The sequence below is a fragment of the Cohnella hongkongensis genome (assembly GCF_042654645.1).
In the GTDB taxonomy this organism is placed as follows: Bacteria; Bacillota; Bacilli; order Paenibacillales; family Paenibacillaceae; genus Cohnella; species Cohnella hongkongensis.
The window spans coordinates 102107-126255 of the sequence record NZ_JBHSEP010000014.1 but is presented as its reverse complement, the minus strand read 5'-3'; the positions used below and the strand labels follow the sequence as shown (position 1 = coordinate 126255).

General features: G+C 62.9%; 19 protein-coding genes. 1 reads left to right on the top strand and 18 read right to left on the bottom strand.

The window, feature by feature from the left end; all coding sequences use genetic code 11:
* Positions 1–122: 122 nt before the first annotated feature.
* Positions 123–476 (top strand): hypothetical protein, encoded by a 354-nt coding sequence (locus ACFO3S_RS18285; protein WP_378099088.1) that lies wholly within the window; start codon positions 123–125, stop codon positions 474–476.
* Between the two features lie 99 nt (positions 477–575).
* On the opposite strand, the gene ACFO3S_RS18280 is transcribed toward ACFO3S_RS18285, so the two are convergent.
* From ACFO3S_RS18280 to ACFO3S_RS18195, 18 genes are all read right to left on the bottom strand, one after another.
* Positions 576–1247, bottom strand: a complete 672-nt coding sequence (locus tag ACFO3S_RS18280) for a tetratricopeptide repeat protein (RefSeq protein WP_378099086.1) — start codon at positions 1245–1247, stop codon at positions 576–578.
* 66 nt (positions 1248–1313) lie between these two features.
* Positions 1314–2972, bottom strand: a complete 1659-nt coding sequence (locus ACFO3S_RS18275; protein ID WP_378099084.1) for a hypothetical protein — start codon at positions 2970–2972, stop codon at positions 1314–1316.
* Between the two features lie 218 nt (positions 2973–3190).
* Positions 3191–5302, bottom strand: a complete 2112-nt coding sequence (locus ACFO3S_RS18270) for a phage tail protein (protein ID WP_378099082.1) — start codon at positions 5300–5302, stop codon at positions 3191–3193.
* Between the two features lie 28 nt (positions 5303–5330).
* A complete protein-coding gene (locus tag ACFO3S_RS18265; RefSeq protein ID WP_378099080.1) occupies positions 5331–7544 on the bottom strand; it encodes a putative baseplate assembly protein in 2214 nt (737 codons plus the stop codon).
* 25 nt (positions 7545–7569) lie between these two features.
* Positions 7570–10662: a putative baseplate assembly protein gene (locus ACFO3S_RS18260; RefSeq protein ID WP_378099078.1), complete on the bottom strand. Its 3093-nt coding sequence runs from the start codon at positions 10660–10662 to the stop codon at positions 7570–7572.
* A 17-nt stretch (positions 10663–10679) separates the two neighbouring features.
* Positions 10680–11081, bottom strand: coding sequence for a GPW/gp25 family protein (locus tag ACFO3S_RS18255; protein WP_378099076.1), 402 nt, complete (start codon positions 11079–11081; stop codon positions 10680–10682).
* Between the two features lie 26 nt (positions 11082–11107).
* A complete protein-coding gene (locus ACFO3S_RS18250; RefSeq protein ID WP_378099074.1) occupies positions 11108–11839 on the bottom strand; it encodes a phage baseplate assembly protein V in 732 nt (243 codons plus the stop codon).
* A complete protein-coding gene (locus ACFO3S_RS18245) occupies positions 11839–12939 on the bottom strand; it encodes a phage late control D family protein (protein WP_378099072.1) in 1101 nt (366 codons plus the stop codon). The genes ACFO3S_RS18250 and ACFO3S_RS18245 overlap by 1 nt, the downstream gene beginning before the upstream one ends.
* 7 nt (positions 12940–12946) lie before the next feature.
* Positions 12947–13573: a CIS tube protein gene (locus tag ACFO3S_RS18240; protein WP_378099071.1), complete on the bottom strand. Its 627-nt coding sequence runs from the start codon at positions 13571–13573 to the stop codon at positions 12947–12949.
* A gap of 71 nt (positions 13574–13644) precedes the next feature.
* Positions 13645–16692 carry a hypothetical protein gene (locus ACFO3S_RS18235; RefSeq protein WP_378099069.1) on the bottom strand — a complete coding sequence of 1016 codons (3048 nt, stop codon included), beginning with the start codon at positions 16690–16692 and terminating at the stop codon, positions 13645–13647.
* A gap of 35 nt (positions 16693–16727) precedes the next feature.
* Positions 16728–17174, bottom strand: a complete 447-nt coding sequence (locus ACFO3S_RS18230; protein WP_378099067.1) for a phage tail protein — start codon at positions 17172–17174, stop codon at positions 16728–16730.
* Positions 17175–17183: 9 nt separating this feature from the next.
* Complete coding sequence (locus ACFO3S_RS18225) at positions 17184–17435, bottom strand: DUF6760 family protein (RefSeq protein ID WP_378099066.1); 252 nt, start codon at positions 17433–17435, stop codon at positions 17184–17186.
* Positions 17375–17755, bottom strand: coding sequence for a phage tail assembly protein (locus ACFO3S_RS18220; protein WP_378099064.1), 381 nt, complete (start codon positions 17753–17755; stop codon positions 17375–17377). Before ACFO3S_RS18220 ends, ACFO3S_RS18225 begins: the two co-directional genes overlap by 61 nt.
* A gap of 202 nt (positions 17756–17957) precedes the next feature.
* Entirely contained in the window at positions 17958–18392 is a 435-nt protein-coding gene (locus tag ACFO3S_RS18215) for a phage tail protein (protein ID WP_116061456.1), read from the bottom strand.
* Between the two features lie 39 nt (positions 18393–18431).
* Positions 18432–20144, bottom strand: coding sequence for a phage tail sheath family protein (locus tag ACFO3S_RS18210; RefSeq protein ID WP_378099061.1), 1713 nt, complete (start codon positions 20142–20144; stop codon positions 18432–18434).
* A gap of 153 nt (positions 20145–20297) precedes the next feature.
* A complete protein-coding gene (locus ACFO3S_RS18205; protein ID WP_378099059.1) occupies positions 20298–21101 on the bottom strand; it encodes a hypothetical protein in 804 nt (267 codons plus the stop codon).
* Positions 21102–21107: 6 nt separating this feature from the next.
* Positions 21108–21644: a Pvc16 family protein gene (locus tag ACFO3S_RS18200; RefSeq protein ID WP_378099057.1), complete on the bottom strand. Its 537-nt coding sequence runs from the start codon at positions 21642–21644 to the stop codon at positions 21108–21110.
* Between the two features lie 125 nt (positions 21645–21769).
* Positions 21770–23989 (bottom strand): ATP-binding protein, encoded by a 2220-nt coding sequence (locus tag ACFO3S_RS18195; RefSeq protein ID WP_378099055.1) that lies wholly within the window; start codon positions 23987–23989, stop codon positions 21770–21772.
* Positions 23990–24149 lie beyond the last annotated feature (160 nt).

Genomic DNA, 24149 nt, shown 5'->3' with positions numbered 1-24149 from the left:
CCGCTTTCGAGGAAACCGGCCAATAACCAACAAAATAACACCGTTGCCACTTTTTTACTTTCGATATAACGTGAATGGTAGGGGATTGTCCCCCACATTACGGAGTCCGGGAGGTAATATCGATGGATGCAGAAGAAGTAGTAGCGGTAGAAGGACTGGAAGCGGAAGTTGAAGCGGTTGCGGAAGCCGCGGAGGAGGTCGCTCAGGAGGCGGTTGCCGAAGAAGCCGTAGCCGAGGCGGTCGAGGAAGCGGAAGCAAGCGCCGAGCAAGAAGAAGCGGTTGCCGAAGCGGCCGAAGAAGCATCCGAGGAAGTTTCCGCGGAGGCGGAGGAGGAAGGGGTAGTCGCCGAAGCGGAGGAAGCGGTCGCGGAAGAAGCTTCCGAAGACCAAGCCGTTGCGGAAGCCGAAGCAGACGAGCCCGCGCTGGCCCAAGTCGCCGCGCACGAGAGCGAAACTTCGGAAGCGGAAGCCGAGTAATCTTCCATTCCTGATCGGACAAAACGAACGATCTGGGGGCTTTCCCGCGCGGGAAATCGATCCGCTTGCGCCGGCAAGCCCCTTGTCATGCGGCCGAATTCAGGAGCGGCTGCGCATTGCGGCCCGAAGAGCCCATCTGCGCTCATGCCGCTTCATATATTTGGGCAGCGAACGATACAATTGACGGCACTGTCTGAACGCTTCCGCAGCTTCGGCCGATTGGCCGAGATCGGAATAGATGGCGCCCAATCGGTAATACGCTTCGCAGGACGACGAATTGACGTCCTTGAATTGCTGCAGGAAGCCGATCGCCCGGTCCGGTTCCGTTCTGGCTAGCGCCTCCGCCAGCCTCAGATAAGGCTGACCGTATTTGACCTTGGGGCTGATGGCCAGCGCCCGCCCCATCGCCCGTTCGCCCTCCTCCAGCCTTCCGAGCGCCAGCTCGCAGCTCCCGAGATCGCTCCAATATTCGGCGGAATGCTCCATCTGCTCGCCGATTCCCTGCAAAATCTCGCGCGCCTGCTCATACTTCCCGCTCTCCATCAGCAGTCGGGCCAGCTCGGACTTGGCCGATACGTCATGCGGGCTCATCTCCAGCTGCCTTCTCCATTTGGAGATCGACCTGCGCCTGCGCAGCGGCTTGACCAGGCTGGGCGACAAACCGACAAAGCGCCTTTCCAGCACGTAAATCACAATCAGCAGAACGATAATCGCTATAAACGGATTGCCAAGCAGCCAGGTCAAACCGAAAAACAGTAAAATTTTGCTCATGATCAAGCCTCCTATCCGTTTCGCTCTTGCGAGCCTTATGGCGACGGCGGCTGACTTGACGCTTCCCTAAATCTGATCGACTCCCGCAGCCGCTTCGTCGACCGCCTTGCGCAAATCGGCGGTCGGGTAACCCGAGCCTTCCGGCAGCTTTTTGAACGCCCACCAGCGGATTCGCAGCGACGTCGCCGTCGTCGACCCGGCCAGCTTCATGCCGATCCGGAAGCTGCCCCTGTCCGGATAGATCAGCGTTCCGAAGCTGACGTTCGGAAGCTCCGCTTCGTACTCCGTATCATTAAATACGTCGGTCGCGCCGAAATAGACCTTCGAACTGCCCGAGCCGACCGGCGCCTGGGAATCCGCAATCTCCTCCAGCCCGACGACGACCGTCACCTGGCCTTCGCCCAACCCGTGCCGGATTTCTTCGGTCGCGTAGTTCCGCTTGCCGCGCGAGAAGAAGCGCTGCCCCTGCTTCGCCTGCGGGTCGAGCGGCACTTCCACGACGCCGGTAGCCATCTCGTCCTGGATCGTCTGAGGCTTGGGAATCCCAAGCTTGAAGTCGAACGCGTTCTGTTCCGGGTGGTAGACGACGTCCAGCTCCGGCTTGCTGCCGTACTCGAGGTCGTACGCCCGGGCCTCCGCGTAGAAACGATGAAGCGACGAAGCTCTTCCGCTGCGCGAAAGGCGGTTGGCAAGAGCCGCGTTAGGAATATATTCTCCAAAGGGAACCCGTTCTACCTTCTCGATCATATAAGTCGGCCCCAGCTGCAGCAGTCCGATTTTCGCCAGGCAGACGTCTTGCTCCGAATAGCCCTCTACCGCCTGCTCCAGCGAACGTTCGTACCACATTTTCATAATCCGATCTTCAACCGGCTGCGAGATAATGTCGACCGAGTGGCGGACCGTGTGATCGACGGCGACGCGGTTGTCGCCAATCAGCAGCTCGACGGCTCCCGGATTCACGGTCAGCTTGCCGATCGTTCCCGGGCGGTCCTGCGTCTTCACGCTGTAGCTCAGACGATATTCCGTATCCTGCTTGTCGCCGGGCTCCAGAAATTTGACGATGCTGCCGTCCTTGCCCAGCGGGTCGAAGCCGTCGGCCTCGTAGGCCATCGAGAGCGAGACGCGCGGGGCTTGGAGCGTTTTTTCCACGACCAGGGTGACGTCGACGACTTCGCCCGGGTTGGCGAACTTCGGCATTCTCTGAGTAATGCGCACGTCCTTGTCCTGATAGATCGTGGCGATGTCCTCCATCAGGCTATCGTGCTCGAAGGAATGCGGGGACGGCGCTTCTTCCTTGACATAGAGCCGGTAGCTCTCCAGAAACCGGTTATATTCGCTCATTTCTTCCCCGCGCACCGACGAATTCCCGACCGAGTGGACGGGCTCCCGGCCTTTCTCATCGTAGGCGACGTACAAATATACGTTTTTCTTGTACTCGTTGTTCGTGAAGCCGTCGATCATAGACAGCTTCAGCGTTACCGGAGCCGAGATGACGATCTCGCGTCCGAGATAGTCGAGCGCGACGCCCATCTCCACCGTAATCGTCTTGTCGTCCACCGCCACGACCTGCATGCCGGCCACGACGCCGCTGCCGAAGAGCAGCCGATTCAGCAGCCTCCTCTTGTCGTTGAAGTACTTCTGCTCCGACTCGAAGTCCCGCACGGTCAGCAGCTTTCCGTAAAAATACCTGTTTCTCTCAAACGGAAACATCCTCGACTTTTTCACCGGAATCCCTCCTAAAATGGTGCGATCAAACGAGTGGCGCCCTGCGTCACGGTTTGTCGTCACATCGGTGCGATCAAACGAGTGGCGCCCTGCGTCACGGTTTGTCGTCACATCGGTGCGATCAAACGAGCGGCGCCCTGCGTCCGCGGTTTGTCGTCACATCGGTGCGATCAAACGAGTGGCGCCCTGCGTCCGCGGTTTGTCGTCACATCGGTGCGTCATTCCAACTCCGAATCCATCCCGAGCCTCGTATGGGCGTCCATCCTGCCATCCATATCCTGATCCACGATGAGCGTGTCGTTGGGCATGCTTCTGTCCGTCCGCAGCGTGAACAGAGACGGCTCGGCCAGCACCGTATTCACGCCGAGATACGTATGCAGATTGAGATACATCCAAGGCTCCAGCCATACGAGCCGCGCTTCGGTATACGCCGGCTTGTGCTCCTCGATGAGACTGCGAAGCAGCACCCGCTCCTTCTCCGTAGGAGCCTGCTCCTGATCCAGCAGCACCGTGAACGTATACGGATTGTCTCCGTAGAGGCCGTCCGTCAGCTCCCTCAGCTCGGCATGGTCTCTCATCGCCTTGTATTGGAACGGCTCGACGATGATCGGCGGCCGGCCCGTGAACGTCTCGACGAGCTTGGCGATGCCGCGTCGCGTTCCCCTGTACCGGTAGAGCTCCGGGGCGGCGCGAATGAGTCTGCGCACCTTGTCGTCCTTCCAGTGCTCGTCGCTGTCCAGGCCGAGCCAGGATCCGAGCCAGCGAAGCTGCCCGCCCCGCGCTCTCTCGCTGTCGAAATAAGCGGCCATGCCGTCGATCTTCTCTTCCACGCTGTCGAACAGCGTGCCGAACAGCGACAAGTATCTCTCCAGAAAATCGCTGCTGCTTTCTTCTTCCTGGTAGACCGAGGGCAAATAGGACAGCAGCGTCTCCCTCGGGAAGTAGACGCGAAGACGGCGCAGCAGCGGCGTATGCCAGTCGCTTCCGATCCATTCGATCTTCAGCCACAAGTATCTTCCCCGGGCTCCGAAGAACAGGGCGTCCGCCGGATTGACGATCGGCGCGGACCAATGCGGCGCCAGTCCCGCCAGCTTCTCCCGAATCGAGTGCTCCTCCTCCTCGATCCAGTCGTCCACCTTCCACACGGAGCCTTGAATCGGCAGAAACTCGGAATCGGAGCTGCAATAAGACACCCGGATTTGCGTACCGTCGGGAATGTCCGCATCCATCACGAATTTGTGCCATACCGTCTCGGCCTCGGCGCTGTCGAACGCCTTGGAAAGCCATACCCCTTCAGGGATCGCGCTTCCTTCCCAGCCCATCGTCTGAGGCTGGAGCTCGAGCACCGTCACCGTGCCCTCCTCCCCGTTCCAGACATACATCCGGTCCCGCCCGTCGACGACGATGGCGCTCGCTTTGCCGCGAAAGCCGGATATCCGGTCCTGATGCTCTCCGTTGCTGCTGAACCGTACGAGGAAACGGTCGTCCTCCCCGTCCTCCCCGATCTCTCGCGAGTCCCCGATGTAGATCATTCTGCGGGAGTCGACGCCCAGACCGGCAAAATATTGTGGCGGCATCAGAAAGCGGGTCAGCTTGCGCTCCCCTCCCGAACTGGAGAGAATATAGAGAGCGCAGGTCAGCGTCTCCAGAATGAAGGCGTCTCCTTGCGGCGTTACGGAAATAAATTGGGTTCCTCGCCAGCTGTTCGTCTCCGCCGGCAGCTTCGCCGTGAACCGCTCGTTCTCGTAGACGTCCGAGACGACTCCGGACAGCGTCATTCGGATCAGCGCCAAAGGTCTGAAGCCGAGCGCATCCGCTGCATTCGGATCGTCCGGGGGCTGCCGCGTCGTCAACACGTACAGGCCGTGCTCGTCGGAAGCAAGCGCCAGCGGATGAAAAGGGATGCCGTCCAGCTCGTGCCCCGATCGGCGGAATCGCAGCTGTCCGTTGGCCATATCGAACGCGGAGATCGACGGCTCCCCCGCCGCGTCGGCGACGAACAGCGTATCGCCCGTGATCGCCAGGTTGGCCGACGCCGTAAACAGATGATGTCCCGGAACGAACAGACGCTCATGATGCCGGCTCCCCCGGTCGTACGTCCATAGATCTCCTTCGGCGTTCAGAAATACGAGCCGGCCTTGAGGGTGAACGGCGAAGGCGGTCACCTCGCCGACGCCCTTGAGCTGAGCCAGATGCACCGTTTCCAGAGCCCCGTATTTCTCTCCGCGCTTGATGCCGACTTCCTCTTCGAACTCGAGATTGCGTCCGATTCCGCGGCGCGCCCAATGCTCCGGCCGATTCAGCGAGAAGTATGTCGTCCCGCCCTGCACGTCCATCCCTCCTTCGTCTTCCTGTCGATCATAGCTGGGAGCTGCTGATCAGCTCGATCCGGTGCTGTCCCGAATAAGCGATTGCGGTTTCCGGCAGCTCCAGATCTCCTCCCGCGCTTTTCCTTACGGCTCTGCCCTCCGCATCCAGCCACAGGTCCTGAACGTAGGCGACGCCCTTGATCCGGCTGATCGCGCCGTAGATGTCGCCCTTGTGCACCGATCGGCCGAACGGCCAGCCCTGGATGCCGCCCGGCTTGTCAAGCGGAGCCAGCATCCGGTTAAGCGCGGCGACGATGCGGTGGCCTTCCTCCATAAAGTGCGGCTCCACGACGACGACGGCGTGAACGGTCACCTTCACGTAGTCCGGAGCGACGACATGAACCTCGGTCGCAATCAGCCTTCTGTCGTCCAGATGCTTCGCGACCGTCTGCAGAAACCCGGCGCTGGGCTTCGGCGTATCGCCGATGCCCTTCGGCACGACGACAACGGTAACCGCGCCGTTCGCCGCCGAGCCTCGTCCCGGCGCATAGTCCGGTATGACGTGCACTCTCGACACCTTCAGACCCGGCGTGCTCATCGCGATTCGGACGTAGTCCTCGCTCGTCACGGCGCAGTACGGGGTCTGCCACTGCTCCCGGGCGCGCTCCACGCACTCCTCGAGCGTCTCGGCCTCCGCTCCCCCGAAGCCGTAGCCCAGATTGTCGGCGGTCAGCAGCAGCTCGTCCTGCTCCTGCACCACCCAGCGGTTCAGCAGTCCCGGCTTGATGTTGCCGCGTTCTCCTCCTCCGAACTCGCATACCGTCACGCACAGATTCGGCTCCGAAGAACGCGTCGGAATCGCTCCGTTCTCGTCGTTGCCGAACGCAAGCTCTCCCGTGGAACAATCGAATACGTAATGGCGGTCGAGCGGACCGGAGCGGTCGAAGCTGTCGACCGGCTCCCAGTCTTCCCAGATCATCCGGCCGTCCCTGCCCGCCGACACTCCGACCTGAATGCGCAGGACTTCCCGTCGCTTAACCGGCAGGTCATATAAGCGCAGCTTCTGATGAGGCAGGCCGTTGCTTCGTCCGATCCAACGCAGCTCCGCGAAGTCGTCCGTACAGTGAATCCGCCGGATATTGCCGCTGCCCTTGGGCGGGATCGCTCCCCGCTTCCCGTCGCCGAACCGGACGATCGAAGCTTTACGCCCGGAGCCCGGCTCGACGACATACACCTCGCTCTCGGCGTCGGACTCGCTGAAGTCGGACACCTCGCGCCATTCCCTCCAGCGGCCGTCGGCCTGGCGCACCTGTACTCTCAACGTTCCGAAGCGCGCCAGCAGACTGTCCGCTGCGATCGTCTGGTTCGGAAGACCGCTGCCGTCGAACGGCGTCTGCTCGCTCTTCGTGTCCCGCTGCCGCAGGCGGGCCGTATTCAGAAGCACCTGATCGATTCGCGGCGGCAGCTCGTACCCCGGCTCCTCCAGAATGCAGCAAATCCAGTAGCGCGGCCGGTCCGCCGCCGGATGGACGATCACCGGTCGCATCGGAGACGCGATCCGGAACGTGATCCGCCCGCTGCCCGTCAAATGAAGGGTATCGTCCTCCACCAGCTCGAGCGGCAGCCAGGAAGTCCCGTGCTCCTCCTCCCAACCGTAGCTCTTCCATGCCACCCTTGCGGACGGAATGACGCCGGCCGCCTTCGTCTCCCCTCCGTCCGCCAGCTTGACGTACAGAGAGAGCGTCTCTCCCTCCTCAAGCTCGCGGTCGAAGGCGATATACAGCCGGCTGCCCGCCTCGGCCTCCCGGCCGAACGCATAGAAGGCGACATTGCCTTTCTCGTTGGAGGCGGATCTGTCGCTCGCTTCCTTCTCCGTTCGAGTGACGATGCGCTCGATCGCAAGCGGCAGCAGCTTGACGGCCTCGGTCGTCTCGAACACCTGCTCCTCGGCCTGCAGCTTCGTGCCGGCGGGAAGCGTGATCGGCACGCGGACGTTGCTGAACGTCACGTCCGCTTCCGCCTGCACCGCTTCGCGGGGAACGATGCCGAGCAAATCCAGAAACTTGCGGACGTTGCGCTCGGGAACGCGGCTCAAGTAATACTGCTGCATCTCGCTGAGCCAGGCGAACAGCTCGAGGAACGTCATGCCGGGATCGTGCGCGTTCTCGTCGGTCCACTCCGGCAGCCGCCGGGGAATGCTGCGGCGGGCTTCCTCTACGATGTTCTCGAACGTTCTGTCGTCGAGCGGAATTCCGGGAAGCATCGGCGATCCTCCTTTCGGTCTACGTTTATTTCACAGTCATCACGAGCCGGTGGCCGCCGCCGCACGAGATGATGCCGTGCGGCACCCGGCGAATATCGTCCGGCAGCATCTCCGCGGACTTGCCGTTCTCCGTGCGCACGACGCCCAGATAAAGCTGCTCCACTCGCTGCACGCCCTTGACCGATTGCAGCAGCCCGTAGAAAACCGAAGCGTGAATCGGCTCGCCAATCTCCCAGCCCTGTCCGTCCATCTGTCCGGTCAGCGGATCGAGAAAGCGATTCAGAGCTTCGAGACATGCCGCTTCCACCGGCACCAGAATGTCCGGGGAGTCGGCGACAATCGTGGCGAACACCGAAATCTCGATCAGCGCGGGAGCGATAACGCTGAGCCTTCCCGCCGGGGAGACCAGATTAGCCGCCCTTCGGCGAAGCTCCGACTCGAGCTTGCGCTTCGTCTCGGCGAAGTGCTCCATCCCCGCCTTTCCCCCGGCGGGAAGGACGACGACGACGAAGGAGCCCGGACTGTGCTCCAGCCGCATATTGCGATTCGGCAAGCATCTGACCTTCGTAATGCCCGGTTCGAGCTCGCGGACGAGCCATTCCGCATCGGAAGACGAGATGGCGCGTCCCCGGTGCTTCAGCAGCTGAGGCCCTCTCCTCAGCGCTCCCTCAAGCGGTTCGGCTTCCCCTCCGCCCGCCGCCGGCAGCGGATTGGAGACGCCCTGCACGAAAGCGATCGACTGCATCAGCCCCGTCACCTGCCCGGCGCCGACGTTGCCGCGGGCACCGCCCGTCACCCGGTAGGTGACGCGGATTTTGTCGCTGCCTCGCTGCGGCGGCTGCCTGCCGTTCGTTCCGTCTCCGAAGCGGATCAGCCCGGTCGCCGGCTGAATCGTATAATGTCTCTCTTCCGGCGAAGAGCCGCTTAACGAGCGAACCTCGTCCCAGCGCACCCACAATCTCTGGAGATTGCCTTCGCTGTCGCGAAACGCCTCGTACCGGACCGGGTCCGCTTCGAGCAGCCGGTTCAGCTCGTGCTCGCCGAACGCTCCCGTCTCGTCCACCCATACTTCCTGTTCGACGACCGGCGTCTGAGAGAGCACGAAGCCGCCCTTGCCCGGCTCCGGATATTCCCCCCGGACCGTTCGAAGCTGCACCGCCTTCACGGAGTTCCGATGAAGGCTTCTGACGCTCGGCAGATCGGCGCCGTCGCTATATTTTCCGTCCCGACTCACCGCTCGCAGCCAAGCTCTCGTCTTGCCGAACATCGAAGCCGGAGCGAGCGAGGAGGGGCCGACGAATTGCAGCAAGCCCGATTGCGTGAAGCCCTGCGTTTCATCCACCGTTTTGAGCGCTTCCCAGGTCCATTCGCCGCCTTTGCGCACATACGCTTCCCATTCGATCCAGGGGATCCCCTCGCCGATGTCCGGCTTGCTGCCCAGCACGAACTGCATGCAGATCGGGCCCCGCACCGGCGGAACGTCAAAGCCGAAGTACAGAGCGGGCGCCGGGCACGGAATGGGCAGGAACGCCTTGAACGTATCGCCGCCCTGGCGAGCCGCAGCCGTCACATCCGTCAGCACGGCATTGTTCAGCGCATAGGCCGATTCCGGGCTCAGCTCCGCCGTAGACGGATAGGCGAAGGAGAACGCCAACGCCTCCATCCTCGGACTCATATATTCGACGACCGGCGCGGTAGGCGCGTCGGTGGCCGCCACTCTGACCCGAATCCACAGGTCCTCCCGGCCGTTTACGAGCGTCGGCGCCATATCCTCCGGACACGTAAACTCCAGCTCGATCTCCTTCGGCTCTTCCGGCAGACTTGCGAACATCTCCTCGAACGGGCCGCTGTCGGGCAGCCTCATCCAATTGTCGCCATTCCAGTACTCCCACAGCGCTTTGCGAATATACAGGCGGGGCGGAGGCTTCGTCTCGAAATCGGCCGTTCTCATAATCATCTTCCAGCGAATTTCCGGATCGGGCCCGACGCGGAGCTCGTTCGGAACGTTGCGCGCCCGGAAAGTCATTCGCAGCTTGCTGCCGCGCTTGCTGAACGCCTCCGAGCAGGAGGCATAAAACACCGAATACGGAATGGAGTGCTCTCCGAAAGGATAAAATGCCGTCTTGTCCAGCTCTACGTCGTTAAAATACAGCTCGCCGGCCGGTATGGCCTCCGGATCCGCCTGAAGATCGTGAGACGCCCGCAACGTCAGCCGATCCATCTCGGGCAGCGCCTGCAAAATCGGCGGGCCTTCTCCACCGTTCGCAAGCGGATTGACGCGGCAGCGAATCCAGCGGCCCGGCACGCCCCCGACCTCCGTCTCGCCGACCGGGCCTCTCGTCCGCTTCCGCAGCGTCACTTCCCGGCCTTCGGCCGTCGCGGCTTCGAACGGAATCCATTCCTCGCCGTTCGAATAGCTCCATTCCAGCCAATCCGTTCTGGCGAACAGGGAGGCGAGCTCCTCTTCGACATATCGGCGCTCCGCGTTGTGCCATTTCAGCGTCAGCAAGGCCGGGTGATCGAGCCGGAACAAGTCGTCGTTCCGCACGTAAAGGACATGCTCCTGAAGATTCTCGCCCAAGGCCGAGAACAACGAAAGCTCGGACGCGGAGCCCGCCTCCAGCCTGTCGCTGTAATCGTCGCTCGCCAGCACGATGCGGTCCATCCCCGGATGAACGTTGTACAGCTCCATCAGCTTGGCGGGACTGACCAGCAGCGCGCCCTCCGTCTCGAACGGGAGCTCTTCGCCTCCGTCTTCCGCCGCCGCCGTCAGAAGCGTCCCTCCGGGAATGTACACCGATTCCCGCACGCCCTCGTTCAGAGCGAACACGACGTTCGTACGCGCGGGCCGCGCCGGCTGAAGCTGAACCTGCAGCATATCCAGAAAAGCAATGAAGTTGTTAAGCGGCACCCGGTTCAGCCGCTTAATGTTCTCTCCGAGCATCTCCGCAGCCAGATAGAACAACGCCGTCCCCGCATCGGGATCTTCCGGCGAGAACCGCCATTCCGGCGTATAGTGGGGAACCATTGCCTTCATCCGCTCGACGAGAGCGTTCAGATCTCTTCCGTCGATCGCAGGGGCGCGGGCTTGCCCGTGTTGCCGCAGCTCTGATTTCATCGATTTGTCGCTCCCGTTTATTTCGTGCCTTCTTCGAGGTAGAAAGGATACACCTGGTTAAACAGATTATTCGTGGAGCGGACGACGTACGAGATGCCGATCGACAGCTTTCCGGGACGGGACGGATCGAGCTTGGCCGTCACTTCCACGTCCGTCACCCGAGGCTCCCATACCGTAATCGCTTGAGTGATGTCCGTCTCCAGCAGCCGCAGCGTCGTCTCGTCGGTCGTGCCGAAAGCAAAATCCCGCAACCCGCAGCCGAAATCGGGACGCATGACGCGCTCTCCCCTGGAAGTCATTAAAATCAGGCGAATCGCTTCCGCGATATCGTCTTCGCCTTCCGACAGCATGAATCGTCCGGTCGTGGCGTCCACGGCAATCGGGAACCTCCAGCCTCTTCCGAGAAACGATGCGCTCACCTCTTGTCCCCCTTTCGCTTGTTGTCCTAGTTGATTTTGACCATTGCGCCCTTAATCGTGACGATGCCGTCCGACATCAGGTCGAGCTTGCCTCCCGCCTTCACTTTCATCGCGGCGGTCGCCTCCAGATTGATCTGGGCGCTCTTGACCGTAATCTCCTTGGCCGACTCGATCTTGATGTTTCCCTTGTTGTCGATCGTGATCTTGTTCGTTCCGGTTTTCACCGTTATCGTATTCGCCGAGCTGCCTTCCAGGACGATGCTCTGCGCGTCGTTCTTCGTGGCTATCGTCACCTTGTCGGCGCCCTCGTCGATGTCCAGCTTAAGTCCCTGCTTCGTCCGGAGCGTCACCTTCCCCTTCGAGTCCGTATCGTCGAAGATCAGCTCGTGCCCCGCTCTGGAATGGATTTTGCGCAGGTTGTTCTTGTCGTCCTTGGCCGGCGGCTTGCGGGCCGTATTCCACAGCGAGCCGATGACGTAGGGCTGATTCAGATGTCCGAGATGAAAAGCGACCAGCACCTCGTCTCCGACCTCCGGAACGAACAGCGTCCCCTGGCCGTTGCCCGACATCAGCGACGCGAGCGGCGCCCAGTCGGTCTCGTGCGAGTTCTCCCGCAGCGGGAACTTCAGCTTGACGCGGTTCAGGCCGTCCGGATCCTTGTTGTTGGTCACGGTTGCGACCATCACTCCTTGAACGTAGTTCGCGCCTCCGCCCGCTTCCGACGGGCCGCCAGGGAATAAATCATTCATGAAAGCCATCAGAATGCATTCCCTTCCGTTTTGAATTGGGTCATGTAACCCCGGCTGTTGATCGTGTGGGTGACGGACACGAGCAGCAGCGATTGATTGAACTTGGCGCCGAGCCCTTCCAGCTTGATGTTCCGTCCCGCCCGCATGACCGGGAGGCCGATGCACTCCCCTTCGCCGCTTACCAGACTCATCGCCCTTTCGTTCATAAGCGCGTTGGCCATCGCCTGCGCCTCCGCCTGCGCGGTCGCGTCGCTGTACACGATCTCGACGGCCTCTCTGGACAGCGACGTCATAATGTCCATGCCGGTTCTCCCGTTGCTTCCGTATTTGTCGACCGTCTGGGAGATCGCCTGGAACGGCTGCCTCGTCTTCGGATCGGCGCCTCGCACGATAAATTGGCCGACCTGGCTGGAGATGTCTACGGTGGAGGAGTAGCTTCTCAGATTTTTCCCGTACATCAGCGTGACGACGGGATTCGCGCTAGGCGAAGGCTTTTTGAAGTAAAGCTTCTGCTCGATGACGTAGAAGTAGTGATGACACTCGGAGGCCAGCTTTTTCAAAAAATGAAAATCGCTCGTCTTGAACTGCTCGATCGTCGACTTGGGCAGCGTCGTATCGTCCACCTGAAGCTGGAAGCCATACTTGCCGCCGATTTCCTTGACGACGTCGCTAATTTTCTTGTTCAGCCACAGATTGGACTTGGCGCTGCGCATCATGAAGAAGGAACGGTCCATTCCCTGAACGACGATAGAGGGCTGGCCCTGTGCGGGATAGTCGACCGATATCCCCGTAATGATGCCGTCGAACACCGTCTCCAGCTTGTCGGTATACCCCATCTCGATCGTAATCGTCTTGCCGACGTCGATGAGCGAGCCGACCCACTTGAACTGGCGTGCCACGGCATCATAGGCGTTCTCGATTCTAAACTGAAAATTGTCCGATTTGGCGGCGATCGACGTCTCCACCTTCAGCATGGACACGGCGATCTGCTTCAGCGTAAAGCTCTGCCCGTCCACGATAATGTCGAACGCCGGAGCGAAAAACTGGCGGTAAGTCTGTTCCAGCTCGGCAAACGGGTAGGTCTTGTTGTCCATTTTGATTTTCGCCACGGCTCGCTCACTCCAACCTGGGTATAATCAGCTTCCGTCCGTACGGCAGCTTGCGCGGGTTGTCGATGCCGTTCGCCTCCGCGATGGCCCGCCAGCTGCTCGGATCCTCGTACTCCTCGGCCGCCAGCATCCAGAGCTGTTCGTCCTGCTTCAGCATCCTCTGCTTGGTCCGATCGGCGCTTTGCCGGGGAACGTTCTGATACTGCTCGGTCATCGACTGCACGGCGCGGAACGTCACGTTCAGCGTGGCTCGCACCGGCACGCCCGAGTCCAGAAACATCGTAAACCGCTGCTGCACCTTCTCCGCCACGCCTTTGAAATCGAGCGAGCCCCAGATGAACCTGCAATGCGGCGGCGCATGCAAATCCCGATCGACGTTCAGGAGGCCGGAAATTTTGGCCGTATGCGTGCGAACGTCCACACGCCGCTCGTAGGTGTCGAAGAACAGATCCATCGTCAGCGTCGTCGCCTCGCCGCTGACGAATTGGGCGATCGGAGACTGCAGCCCCGGAATCGTCTGCCAGGCGAACTGGTTGCCCGACTGCAGCACGTATTCGTTCGGATTAAACAGCACATCGAGCGTTTCTTGGCCGTTGCTTTTAATAATGATGATCTTCGCTTTGCTGAGCGCCATTCCCGTCTCCTCCTTCGTTTGCTGACGCCGCTCGCCGCTCGCCGCTCCCCGGCGGGGAGCGGTACGCCGGGCTAAAATCCGTGAAGCCGCTGCTCCAGCTTTATTCGCCGCACCAGCGACTGGTACACCTGGTCGGCAAGCTGATCCGGATGAAGCTGCGCCAGCTTCCTGATCGCCTTCTGCAGCGCCTCCGCGCTAATCTCCGCCGCCGGCTCGGGCGTCCCGCTCCGCCCCGGGCTCGTCCCGGCGGCCGCTGCGGGCGCCGGGCGGCGGTACTCCAGCGAAGCGTCCGGTTCGCCCGGAGACGCCGAAGGCTCTGCGGCGGGAAGCGGGACGGACTCGGCCGTCCTCTTCCTTCCCGCCGACAGCGCGGCATGCGCCAGCGGCGAGCCGGGGGCGTCCGGACGTCCGGACTGCGCCGCCGTCTCCTCGCCCGGCAGATCGCGGATCCGGCGCGGCAGCTGCATCCAGCGGAGCGTCGGCGCACTCGGCGACGGAGACGGCGGCCGAGACTGCGGCCGAGCCGGGCCGCCGAATCCTTCGGCCGGGCCGGGGGAGCGCCGCTGCGAGGCACGTTCAAGCGGCGCGAGAGGCGGCCGAGTTCCGCCGACGGCCGGACGGCCGCCAGCGAGAGCGCCCGCGGCGCTTCCTGGCGGGGGCGAACTCCGCTCGCTCCCGGAAGCCGGCCGCACCGCGGTTGCCAGCGTCTCCGCGCCGGTTCCGCCGCGCCGCCTCGCTTCCTCTGCGAGGCCGGCAGTCGCTTGCCGTGAAGGCCCCGTTGACAGGAAAGCCGTTCTTGCCTGCGGGATCCGACCTGCGCCTGCCGGCGGAAAAACGGACGCGCCGAGCCCGCGCAGCGCTGCCGACAGATCGCGGCGCTCGGCCGGGACGGGAGCGCCCTGCCGGCCGATCCCCCCGGCACGAGAGCTCGACCCGGAAGGGCTCGCAGCGGTTCGATGCCCCGCTCTCCCGTCCTGCGTCCGCTCTCTGCGAACCGGGAATACGAGCCGGCCGGGACGAATCGTGCTGCTTCCTCCCGTTGGCGCGGCTTTCAGATAACCCGAGAGTCTCGGGGCGTCACTCTCCCCCGACTGACTAGGCGCCCCCGTCTCCCGTCTCGCTCGAACCGCCGGCGAGCGCGGACCGCCTCCGGGTTCGGCGCCTCGTTCTCCCGTTCGCGCGCCGTCCTCCGAAAGCCGCTCTTGTCCGGCCGACATCCTTCGAGCGTCCTCTCGAGCGGCTGCGAGCTCGCCGGCGACGTTCGCTCTGGCCGAGGCTCGCTCAGCCGTTTTTCCGGCTTCGGTGAAAGCGTTCCGGCCGGCCGCGCCGATGCCGGACAATCGCCCCGTTAACCGATGCGACAGCTTTAACGAACCGGCCGTCAGGCCCAGCCGAGTCTCCGCTTGCGGCAGCGCTTCTCGCGCTCTTGCCGAGACGCGCCCCGACGCTTCGGAAGCTGCGGACCGGTTCCCCGCCGCGGCCTTCGCCTCGCGCCGAGGGCTTCTCTTCGCCGCAACCGGCCGCCCCCGCTCGGCGAGACTTCGATAGATCAGACGCACAGGGGAGTCTGCGTCCGGTTTGCGCAGCAACCCGGAACGTCCGCCAAGCGGCGGCCGAGGTTCGGCCGTTCCGGCCGCCCGAGACATACCGGAAGCCTGCGGCCGGCCGAACGGACTTCCCCGCTGCCCGCGATCGGGCTGCGATAAACCGGGCCTCAGCGCATCGGACAGCCGGTAGACCGGGCGGTTCCCGAACTGGACAGGCGCCCCGTCCGCGAGCGCCGCGCCGTCCGTGCCGCCCCGAGGCTCGCCCGCGGGACGGTCGGACGGTCCGGCGGCCGAGCGAGCTTCCTGCGGCGAATGTCCGCTCGGCCCGCCGACCGTCGGCCGACGCTCCGAATCGCGGGAAGCTTCGACCGACCGCCCTTCTGCTCGTTCCAATCCTTCGTGCGGACCGTCGGCGGAGCGGGCTTCCGGCGAACGCGGCGCGCCCTCCGGCCGCTCCCGTTGCGCTCGGACGCCGTCGGGCAGACCGCTCCCCCGCTGTCCCTCAGCCGGACGCCCCCTGTCCGCTCCCGTATGGCGGGCCTCCGCAGTTCCGTCCGTCCGTGCCGTCAGCCGCGGCTCCTCCTCGGTCGTCGGCCGCTCGGGCCGATGCGCTCGCTCGCCCCTGTCCGGAGCCAATGCCCCGCCGGCCGGAAGGCCGCGATCGGCACGCAGCTTCGGATGGACGAACAGCAGCTGGGCGTATGCGGGCGAAGATTTCTGCGCCCGCGACCCGCCGTCTGGATCGGCTTCCTTCCTCCGGCTGCGGGAGGCGGAGCCCTTCCGCGAGCCCGCTTCGCCCGGCGCTTGAACGCGAAGCCGCAGTCCGGCCGCCGGCGCGCGGCCGCGCGTTCTGCGGAAGGCTGCGTTCGCCTTCGCGCTCAGCGGCCACGCCGCACGATGGGCCAGCCTCTCGGCGAAGGTCGACTTCCCCGCAGGTGAAGCTGTGCCCCGGGAAGCTGCAAGGCCGCCCCCTTCGAAGCTTCCCCGCTCTTCCTCCTCGCGCTCGCGGGAAGAAGCTTCCGCTTCGGGCGCCGCCTCCGCCGCGCGATCGGCCGGGCTTTCTTTTGTCCGCCGGGACGGCTGGGCGGAGGCGCTCGAACCGGGCCGGGTTCGGGAAGGAGCCGCCGGCTCCTCCGCCCGTCCCCGGACGTCGGCCGATAGCGCCGTCTCCCTGATAAGCCGTTGCTCCACGATGATGCGCACCGCCTCGCGGACAACGACGGTGCGGCGCTCCACGACCCTTTCCCGCTCGACCACCTTTTCGCGTTCGACGATGCGGTCTTTGCCGGCCGCCGCCGGCCGCTCCCGAACGACGTCGCGGTATCGGATCTCGGGCTTCTCCCTCGCGGGGGCGGCCGGTCCGGCTTGCGGACGCTCCGGCGCGCGTAGAAGCGTCCGGTCGCGCTCCGGCCTGACGGGCGCGCGACGGTCGGACGGAGCGGCGCGGAAGACGAGAGGACGTCCGCTCCGGACGCCGGAACGGATCGGGCCGTACTTGCCGGCAATCTCGCCGGCGAACCGCGCATGAGCGGACGCCGCTCCCGCAGAGCGCCGACTGCCGCCGTTCCTCATCGCTGCCCCTCCCTTCGCCGCGTCTCCCGCAGCCGCTATGCTCTGAATATCGTTTTGATTCCGTTATGTACCAACTCGATCGTCTCGATCGCCACCTCGCTGGAGGAGGCGATCAGACTCGGACCGCTCCACTTGACCGGATAAGCGTCGAAAAAATTCCACCGGCAAAGCTCGGCCCCGTCCTGCTTGTATAAAATAATCGAGCCGCTTTTGCGGGTGACCGTCCCTTGCGACGCCTGTGCGTACCAGTTCCACAATTCCTGCGAGGAGGTCAGTCCCCTTTTCAGCACAATCGTCGAATTTCGCACGCCTTTGGGCAGGCGGTGAACGTAGCCGTTCACGCCGCCTTCGCGGATTTCCTCATATTCGATCTGAGCTTCCAAGCCGTGCGCTTCGGAGAAGCCGGCGACGAGCATGCCGTCCAATTCGACGGCGAAACGAAACGCTCCGTTTACCTTATGATGCATTGCAGCCGCAGACACGTTCCGCCGTCACCTCTTTCCGAATACGTCGAACACGTTTTGCTTTTCGGGCTCGTCGTTCAGCTTGCGATTGATCTTCGAGATTTCGTCGCACCATCTGCGCCGCTCCCGATGCTCCATATTCATAATCTCATCGTGGGGCCAATGAAAATAATAGGCGATGAAGCCGACTTCCTCGTAGATTCTGTCGGGAGAATAAGCTACGAGAGGCCCTCCGTTGCGGATAAAAAATCGACTTCCACCTCGTACTCGTGATCGCATTTCGGACAGGCAGTGTGCAGCTTCGGCGATTCCAGATCGTTGATCTGCCTGTACAGATTTTGCAAGTAAGCCAGGTCGGCCGTGAACAGCTTCTCTATCGTTTTCGTATCGACGTGCTTGACGTCTCCCAGCCGGGTAATGACGCGGGCCAGCAAAATGATCGTCAGATAGCTTTGATTTTGCTGTACGCGCGGGTCCCTCATCGGCAAAATTTCGTCCGCCGCTGTCGCCAGCCGCATCACGCCCCGCTTATGCAGCGTGCCGCTGTCGTCCACGTAGCCGCGGGGCAGCTCGAACTCGTATTCCGTTTGAAAAGCCATCGTTATTCTCACTCCCTTGCTTCGTCTAACCTCTGCCTATCCTTAAAAAAAAGCAAAACAAGAGAGAGGGCCTCCCTTGTCGGTAAACGCTATTCCGTTCGTTATTGCCGCAACGGGGTTCCCGACCGGACCGCCCGCACGCGCGGCGGCCCGTTACGGGAACCGCCGCGCGCTGTCGGACTCTCTTACCAATGCTTTGGACTTACGCCGTGCGAGTCATGCCTTCGTGGGCGAGCTCCAGCAGCTCGATCGCCACCTCGGCGCCCGAACCGTTGAAGGACGGGGCCGTGTAGCGGACAGGCCACGCTTCGATAACCTGCCATGTTGCGACGTCGCCGCCTTCTTCGTCGATGGCGATAATCGTGACCGTCTTGCGCTCCACGGTGCCATTAATGCATTCCTGCACCCACTCGTACAGCTCCATCGACTCGGTCGCGCCCCATCTTAACGTAATGTTGCCGTAGCGGGCGAGGCCCGGAAGCTTGCGGGGCGTAATCACCTCGTTGCCTTCGCGGTATTGCACAACGTCGAAGGAGGCGTCGAATCCGGCGACCTCGCTGAATCCGGCCTGCTCCAGCCCTTCGACCTCCACACGGAATCTAAAATTGCGGTACGGATCGTTGCGTTCTCCTGGCATGGATAACCTCTATCCCCTTCCGTTCATATTAAAAGTTTCTTACTCGGAACCGGTTTTCTGCGTAATGCGGAAGACGACGAACTCGGCCGGTTTCACCGGAGCGACGCCGATGACGCAGATCAGCCGTCCGTTGTCGATATCGTCCTGCGTCATCGTACTGCGGCCGATGTCGATGTAGAACGCTTCGGAGGCGCTGCTGCCCATCAATGCGCCGTCCCGCCAGATGCGCGTCAGGAACGCGTCGATCGTGCGCTGAACGCGAGCCCACAGCTGCTCGTTGTTCGGCTCGAAGACGACCCAGTTCGTGCCGCTCTTGATCGATTCCTCGAGGAAGATGAACAGACGGCGAACGTTGACGTATTTCCAAAGCGTGTTGGAGGATGCCGTGCGGGCTCCCCATACGCGAATGCCTTGGCCGGTGAAGGAACGGATCAGGTTCACGCCGGCCGGGTTAAGAATATCCTGCTCGCCTTTGTTGTACTGCACGTCAAGGCCGACGACGCCGCGCAGCACTTCGTTCGCGGGAGCCTTCTGCACGCCGCGCGTCGTGTCCGAACGGGAGTAGACGCCGGCGATCGTGCCCGACGGAGGCACGAAAACGTTCCGCTTGTCGAGAGGATCGAACACCGAAAGCCACGGATTGTATAGCGCGCAATAGCTGGAGTCGAACAGGTTGCGGTGCGTCATGACGTCGGCGACCTTCGTTTTGTCGCGGGGGATGTCGAGAATGGCGAAGCGGCTGCCCAGATTCTCGCAGTGCGCGACGAGCGACAGCTGCACGTTAGGATCGGTCACGCCGGGGATCGCCATAATGCTGACGACATCGTTGTCGATGAATGCCTGGATGCCCGTACGCCGTCCCGGCCCGCGGTCCTCGCCGATAAAGTCGGCGGCGGAGATGCCGTCCACGGAGCCATCGGTGCCGCCCGACAGCACGAATTCGACTTTGCCGGAAGCGCCTGCGCCCGACACCGTCTCGAACGGAGGCACGGCGTCCGTCGACAGAACGAGCGCCTTGACGTTCACCAGATTCGAACGGCCCGCCACCTTCTCGACGAAGGTCGGCGCTTCCGGATTCAGCGACACTTTCTCGAAGCTCTCCACTTCGTCGTTGTAGACGACATGCAGCGTAAACTCGCAAGTCGACAAGATCTTCGCAGGCAGCAGAGCGCTGTCGACGACATCCCCGGACAGCTCTTCAGCCAGCTCGATGACGTTGCCCTGCACGCTCACAACCCGGTTGAACTGCGTCTCTCCGCCGGCGTTAAAAGCGACCACGTCGCCTGCGTAGAATCCGCCGGCGTTCTTGACGCGGTAGCGTCGGTCCGTCACTTCGTAGATTTGCGTTTTCGCTTTGCTGGCGTCGGTAATGACGACTTTCACCAGATTGCCCCAGGCGCCCGGGTTTTTCGCCGTAATGTTCAGCTTCTCGGAGACGGAGCCGCCGTTCTCCGCGACTTTGGCGTCCGAAGGAGCGACCCGCATGACGTAGCAGCGCGAGCCTCCGTTCGTAAAAAACTGATCCACCGTATAAGCCAGATAGCGGTAGCTGCCGAAAGCGCTCTCGGACAAATAAGAGCCGAAATTGCGGTGAAAATCGGCCGGACTCGTTATGAGCAGAGGCAATCCTTCGACCGCTCCCCGCTGCGCGAGTCCGATAAAACCGGCGGTGCTCGTGCTTACGCCTTCGAGCGGCTTGGAGCCGCTCTCGAATTCCTCCACGTATACCCCAGGCGACAAATACTCTGCCATGATCCCCGGTTATCCCCGATACCTGTATGTCCAGTTCCCGTCTAGCTGCTTGTAAGGGGAAAACCAGTTCCTCCTCTCTCAAAATGGGTTTATCTTATCGTCAACCGGATACGTCTTGCCGAACGGCACTTCGTCCAATTAACGTCACACCCTTCAGGAAATGCCGACGGTGAACGCAGGCAATCGGGCGACCGCGCCGCCTTCCGCCTCCCATGTCGTCCTCCAGACGCTGCCCTCCGACCGGATCTCGGCCTCCATCCGGCATACCGCCGGCAGCAGACCGCGAAAGGGCAAAATCGCGCAGCCGGACGCATCGGTCGTCGCGCGGACGGCCGGCAGCAGCCGCGTCCCGCGGCTCCACCCGCTCCGTAAAGGCCGGTCCAGCACGATGACGGAGGGTTGTTCGGTCCAATCGGCCATTCGATTCCACTCCGGCTCCGAGCCGTCCCTGTCCTTCAACACGAACGCGTCGCCCGGAGCGAGCCGCCCGGAGGACGGCGCCACCTTCAGCAGAAGGCCGGCGCCTTCGCCCCGTTCTTCCGCCAGGCGTCCCCTGACCGCCGCTTCTTCGTCTATGTAAGCCCTAATCTCGGCTCCCGCCAGCGGACTCCCGTCCGGCTTCAGAAGCTCCACGACCGCTCCCGTGCCGGCGGCGGGCGGCGCATAGGTTCGACCGGGGAGCAGGCTCACCGTGACGATCGGCGGAACGCCGCCCGCCGACAAGTCGACCGGCTCCCGAACGTCCCGGTAGGTCGCCGATTCGATCTTCACCGTACAGCGATCGCCAGGCACATCCAGAAAAACGTAGCTTCCGTCCGAGCTTCGAATCGGCTTGCGCTCGATGCCCTCCAGCGATACGTTCAGCGAGGAAGGGACCGGCGGCGTCCCGGTCCAAATATCGAACGGCCTCACCGCCAGCGAGCAGCGGGTAACGAACGTTCTCTCGGCTCTGTCCACCTGGCGTCAGCCTCCCTTGTCGCGCAGCGTGATGCGGCGCTCCAGAACGCGGGAGCCCGGCTTGACGCGATTCGATTCGAGCAGAACGGGGCCGACCCGGTAAGCGAGCGAGAGCTTGTACGGACTGTCCCCGAACTGCCAGAGCTGAGTCATTTGGTCCGGGGTCAAGTTTTCCGGCGTAATGCGCAGCTCCTCCCCGTTCTCCAGCAGCGTCCCTTCCAGATAAGGAGCGCGCAGCACGGAATGGTCGTAGAGCGCTTGCATCGCTTTGCCCAGTATCCGATGCTCGTCCAAAATCCGCGTATGCAGATCGGCGGCGGAATGGGCCGTCAGCATATAGTGCAGGTCGACCGCGAGCGGGGGATAGCGAAGGACGCTGCCCTGCGGCAGCATCTCGTTGCGTCTGGCCTCTCCGTTCTCCCGGATGCTGAACAGGTAGAGCGACAAGACCAGGTCTCCTTTATCGACGGGAGAAGCCATGCCAATCAGATCGGGCCGCGGGACGGGGTCCGGAGACAATTGTTCGCGCAGCAGCTTGAGCAAGCTTAAGCCGACGTCGGCGACAACAGTGTACCCTCCGATGCGAGCTCCTCCTCCCGTGAGAAATCTGAAAAATTTCTAAAAAATTCTACATTCCCGTTTATTATAGCGGTAAATCCAACAAGTGACTATGTTTTTCCAGCCTTTTCTTCGTCAAAATAAGGGGCGAAACTTTCTTTAACGAGGATTTTCCCCATCTTTCGCAGCTCCTGCCTCGCCGCCCGGACAAAGTGGGCCATCCCGATCGGCTTTCCTCCGCTGGCGGCAAGAAAGGCGGCGGCCAGCGCAATATTTTTGATGTAGCCGCCGGACACCTCCAGACGGGACGCCAGAAAGCCCAGGTCCACATCCTCCGCCACCGGAGCCTGCGGCGGCAGATGAACGCGAAAAATGCGCTCCCGCTCGGCCGCGTCTGGAAAAGGAAACTTCACGACAAAGCTCATTCTCCGAATCAGCGCCTCGTCCATGTTCTGCAGCAGATTGGTCGCGAGAATCGATACGCCGTCGTACGCCTCTATCCGCTGGAGCAAATAGGCCGCCTCGAGGTTCGCGTATTTGTCGTGCGCGTCCTTGACCTCCGTGCGCTTGCCGAACAACGCGTCTCCTTCGTCGAAGAACAGAATCGCGCCGCTGTTCTCCGCCTCCGCGAACAGCTCGCTGAGCCGCTGCTCCGTTTCTCCGATATATTTGCTCACGATTCTCGACAGATCGATCCGATACAGCTCCAGCCCCAGATCCCCCGCGATAATCTCGGCAGCCATCGTTTTCCCCGTTCCCGGCGGACCGGAGAACAGCAGGCTGAGCCCTTTGCCGTACGGGAGCTTGCGGCCGAAGCCCCATCTCTCGTATACCGTCTCGCGATGCGTAAACCGGTCGCAGGCTTCGCGAATGAGAGAGAAGGGCTCTTCCGCCAGCACGAGATCCTCCCATGATCTTGCGGGAACGATCCGATCGGCAAGCTGCGCCAGCCGATGCCGGAACTGCCCCCGGCAGGCCGCCTCGATCTCGCCGCGATCGGGAAGCTCCGCTCCCCGGCTCGCCGCCAGCGCCGCCGCTTGCCGCCAGGCATTCCCGATCTGGCCCGGGGTAAACCTGTACTTGTCCGCCAGCTCCCGCCACGTCCCGGACGGGTAGCCGGCGGAAGCCTCCAGCGCTTCGGCCTGCCAGAACGTCTCCCTGACGGAGGCTTCGGGAATGCCGACCTCCCCGTATATCCAGGCGGCCGTCTCCGGAACCGGCAGCTCGGACGGCTGGCGCCGAACGTTGGACGTCCAGGCGATCAGCGGTCTTGCCGCATAACGGACATAGCGGCTCAGCGCGGCCTCGATCGCTTCGCGGTGGGGAACCTCGGAGCCGGCGATCGCATGCTCCTCCCGGATGGCGAGGACGGAGTCGGTCAGCGCCGCTTCGCGAACGATGCGCAGCAGCGCCGTCTCCGCCCGGTCGGCCTCCCCGGGAAGGCTGCGAAGTCGGACGACGAGCAGCCTCTGGCCTCTCGCTCCGGCCAGGTAGGCGAGACGCAGACGCTTCCCCCCGCCGGAGGGACCGGACAGATGAACGAACGGGACGGGCTCCCGAGTCGCCGCGCCGACGCCGGCCAGACCTTGCAGCGATCGCATGACCGGGTCGTCCGGGACAAGCGCGGGCAGCTCCTCGGGCCGCTGCGGCCCGCTGGCTTCGACGATGCCCTGCAGTCGGGCGTCAAGCGTCTCGGTCCGCAGCAGGAAGCTGATCGTCCGTTCGTCCAGCCGCAGCGCCGTTTTCAGCTTCGGACGCGGCGACGCGCCCCCGCCGTACGGCTCCTCGGGCTCCATCAGCAGGCCGCGCAGCGCTCCGTCCCCGCTCAACAGCGCCCTGGCCTCCGCCGTCTCTTCGCTCGCATCGCAAAGAAGCCGATACGCCAAATCCGGCGTCGGCGTCTTGCACGTAATGTCGTCGTTGAAATAAGCGTACCATTTCTCGTATTTCCGGCTCGTCTCCGCGGCAAGGCAGAGCACGACGAGACGGCGTTCCCAGACCGTAAGGCGAAGCCTGTCGCACAGCAGCGACAGGGGAAGCTCGACGCCGGCCCGCTTGGAAGCTTCGGCGGCCCGGGCGATGTCCCTTTCGTGCAGCCGGCGGTCCCGAACGTACCGGCGCCAAGCTTCCGGCGGCGCCGCCCCCTCCTCGCCCGGCTCCGGCTCCATCAGCTCCTCCGCCGTCACGACGAGCCCGCGAGGACCGATCAGCGGCTGCGCAAACGGGTTGCCTCCGCCCAGCTCGAGCAGTGTCAGAAGTCCTGCGTCCAGCCAAGCCAGCTCGGCGTCCAGATGATCTTGCGCGTTCAGAAACGGTTCAACTTGTGCCACCTCTACCTTGCTCCCCCTTCATGGACACCCTCTCCTTCGGACGCGCCCGTTAAGCTGCCCGGCGCGCTTATTCGCCAGCCGCATGCCTCGCGGGCTTGTTCGCCCTTTATCGCCTTTTCGCCTCATCTTCCTACCGCCTTTATCGCCTCAACGCCCTGCC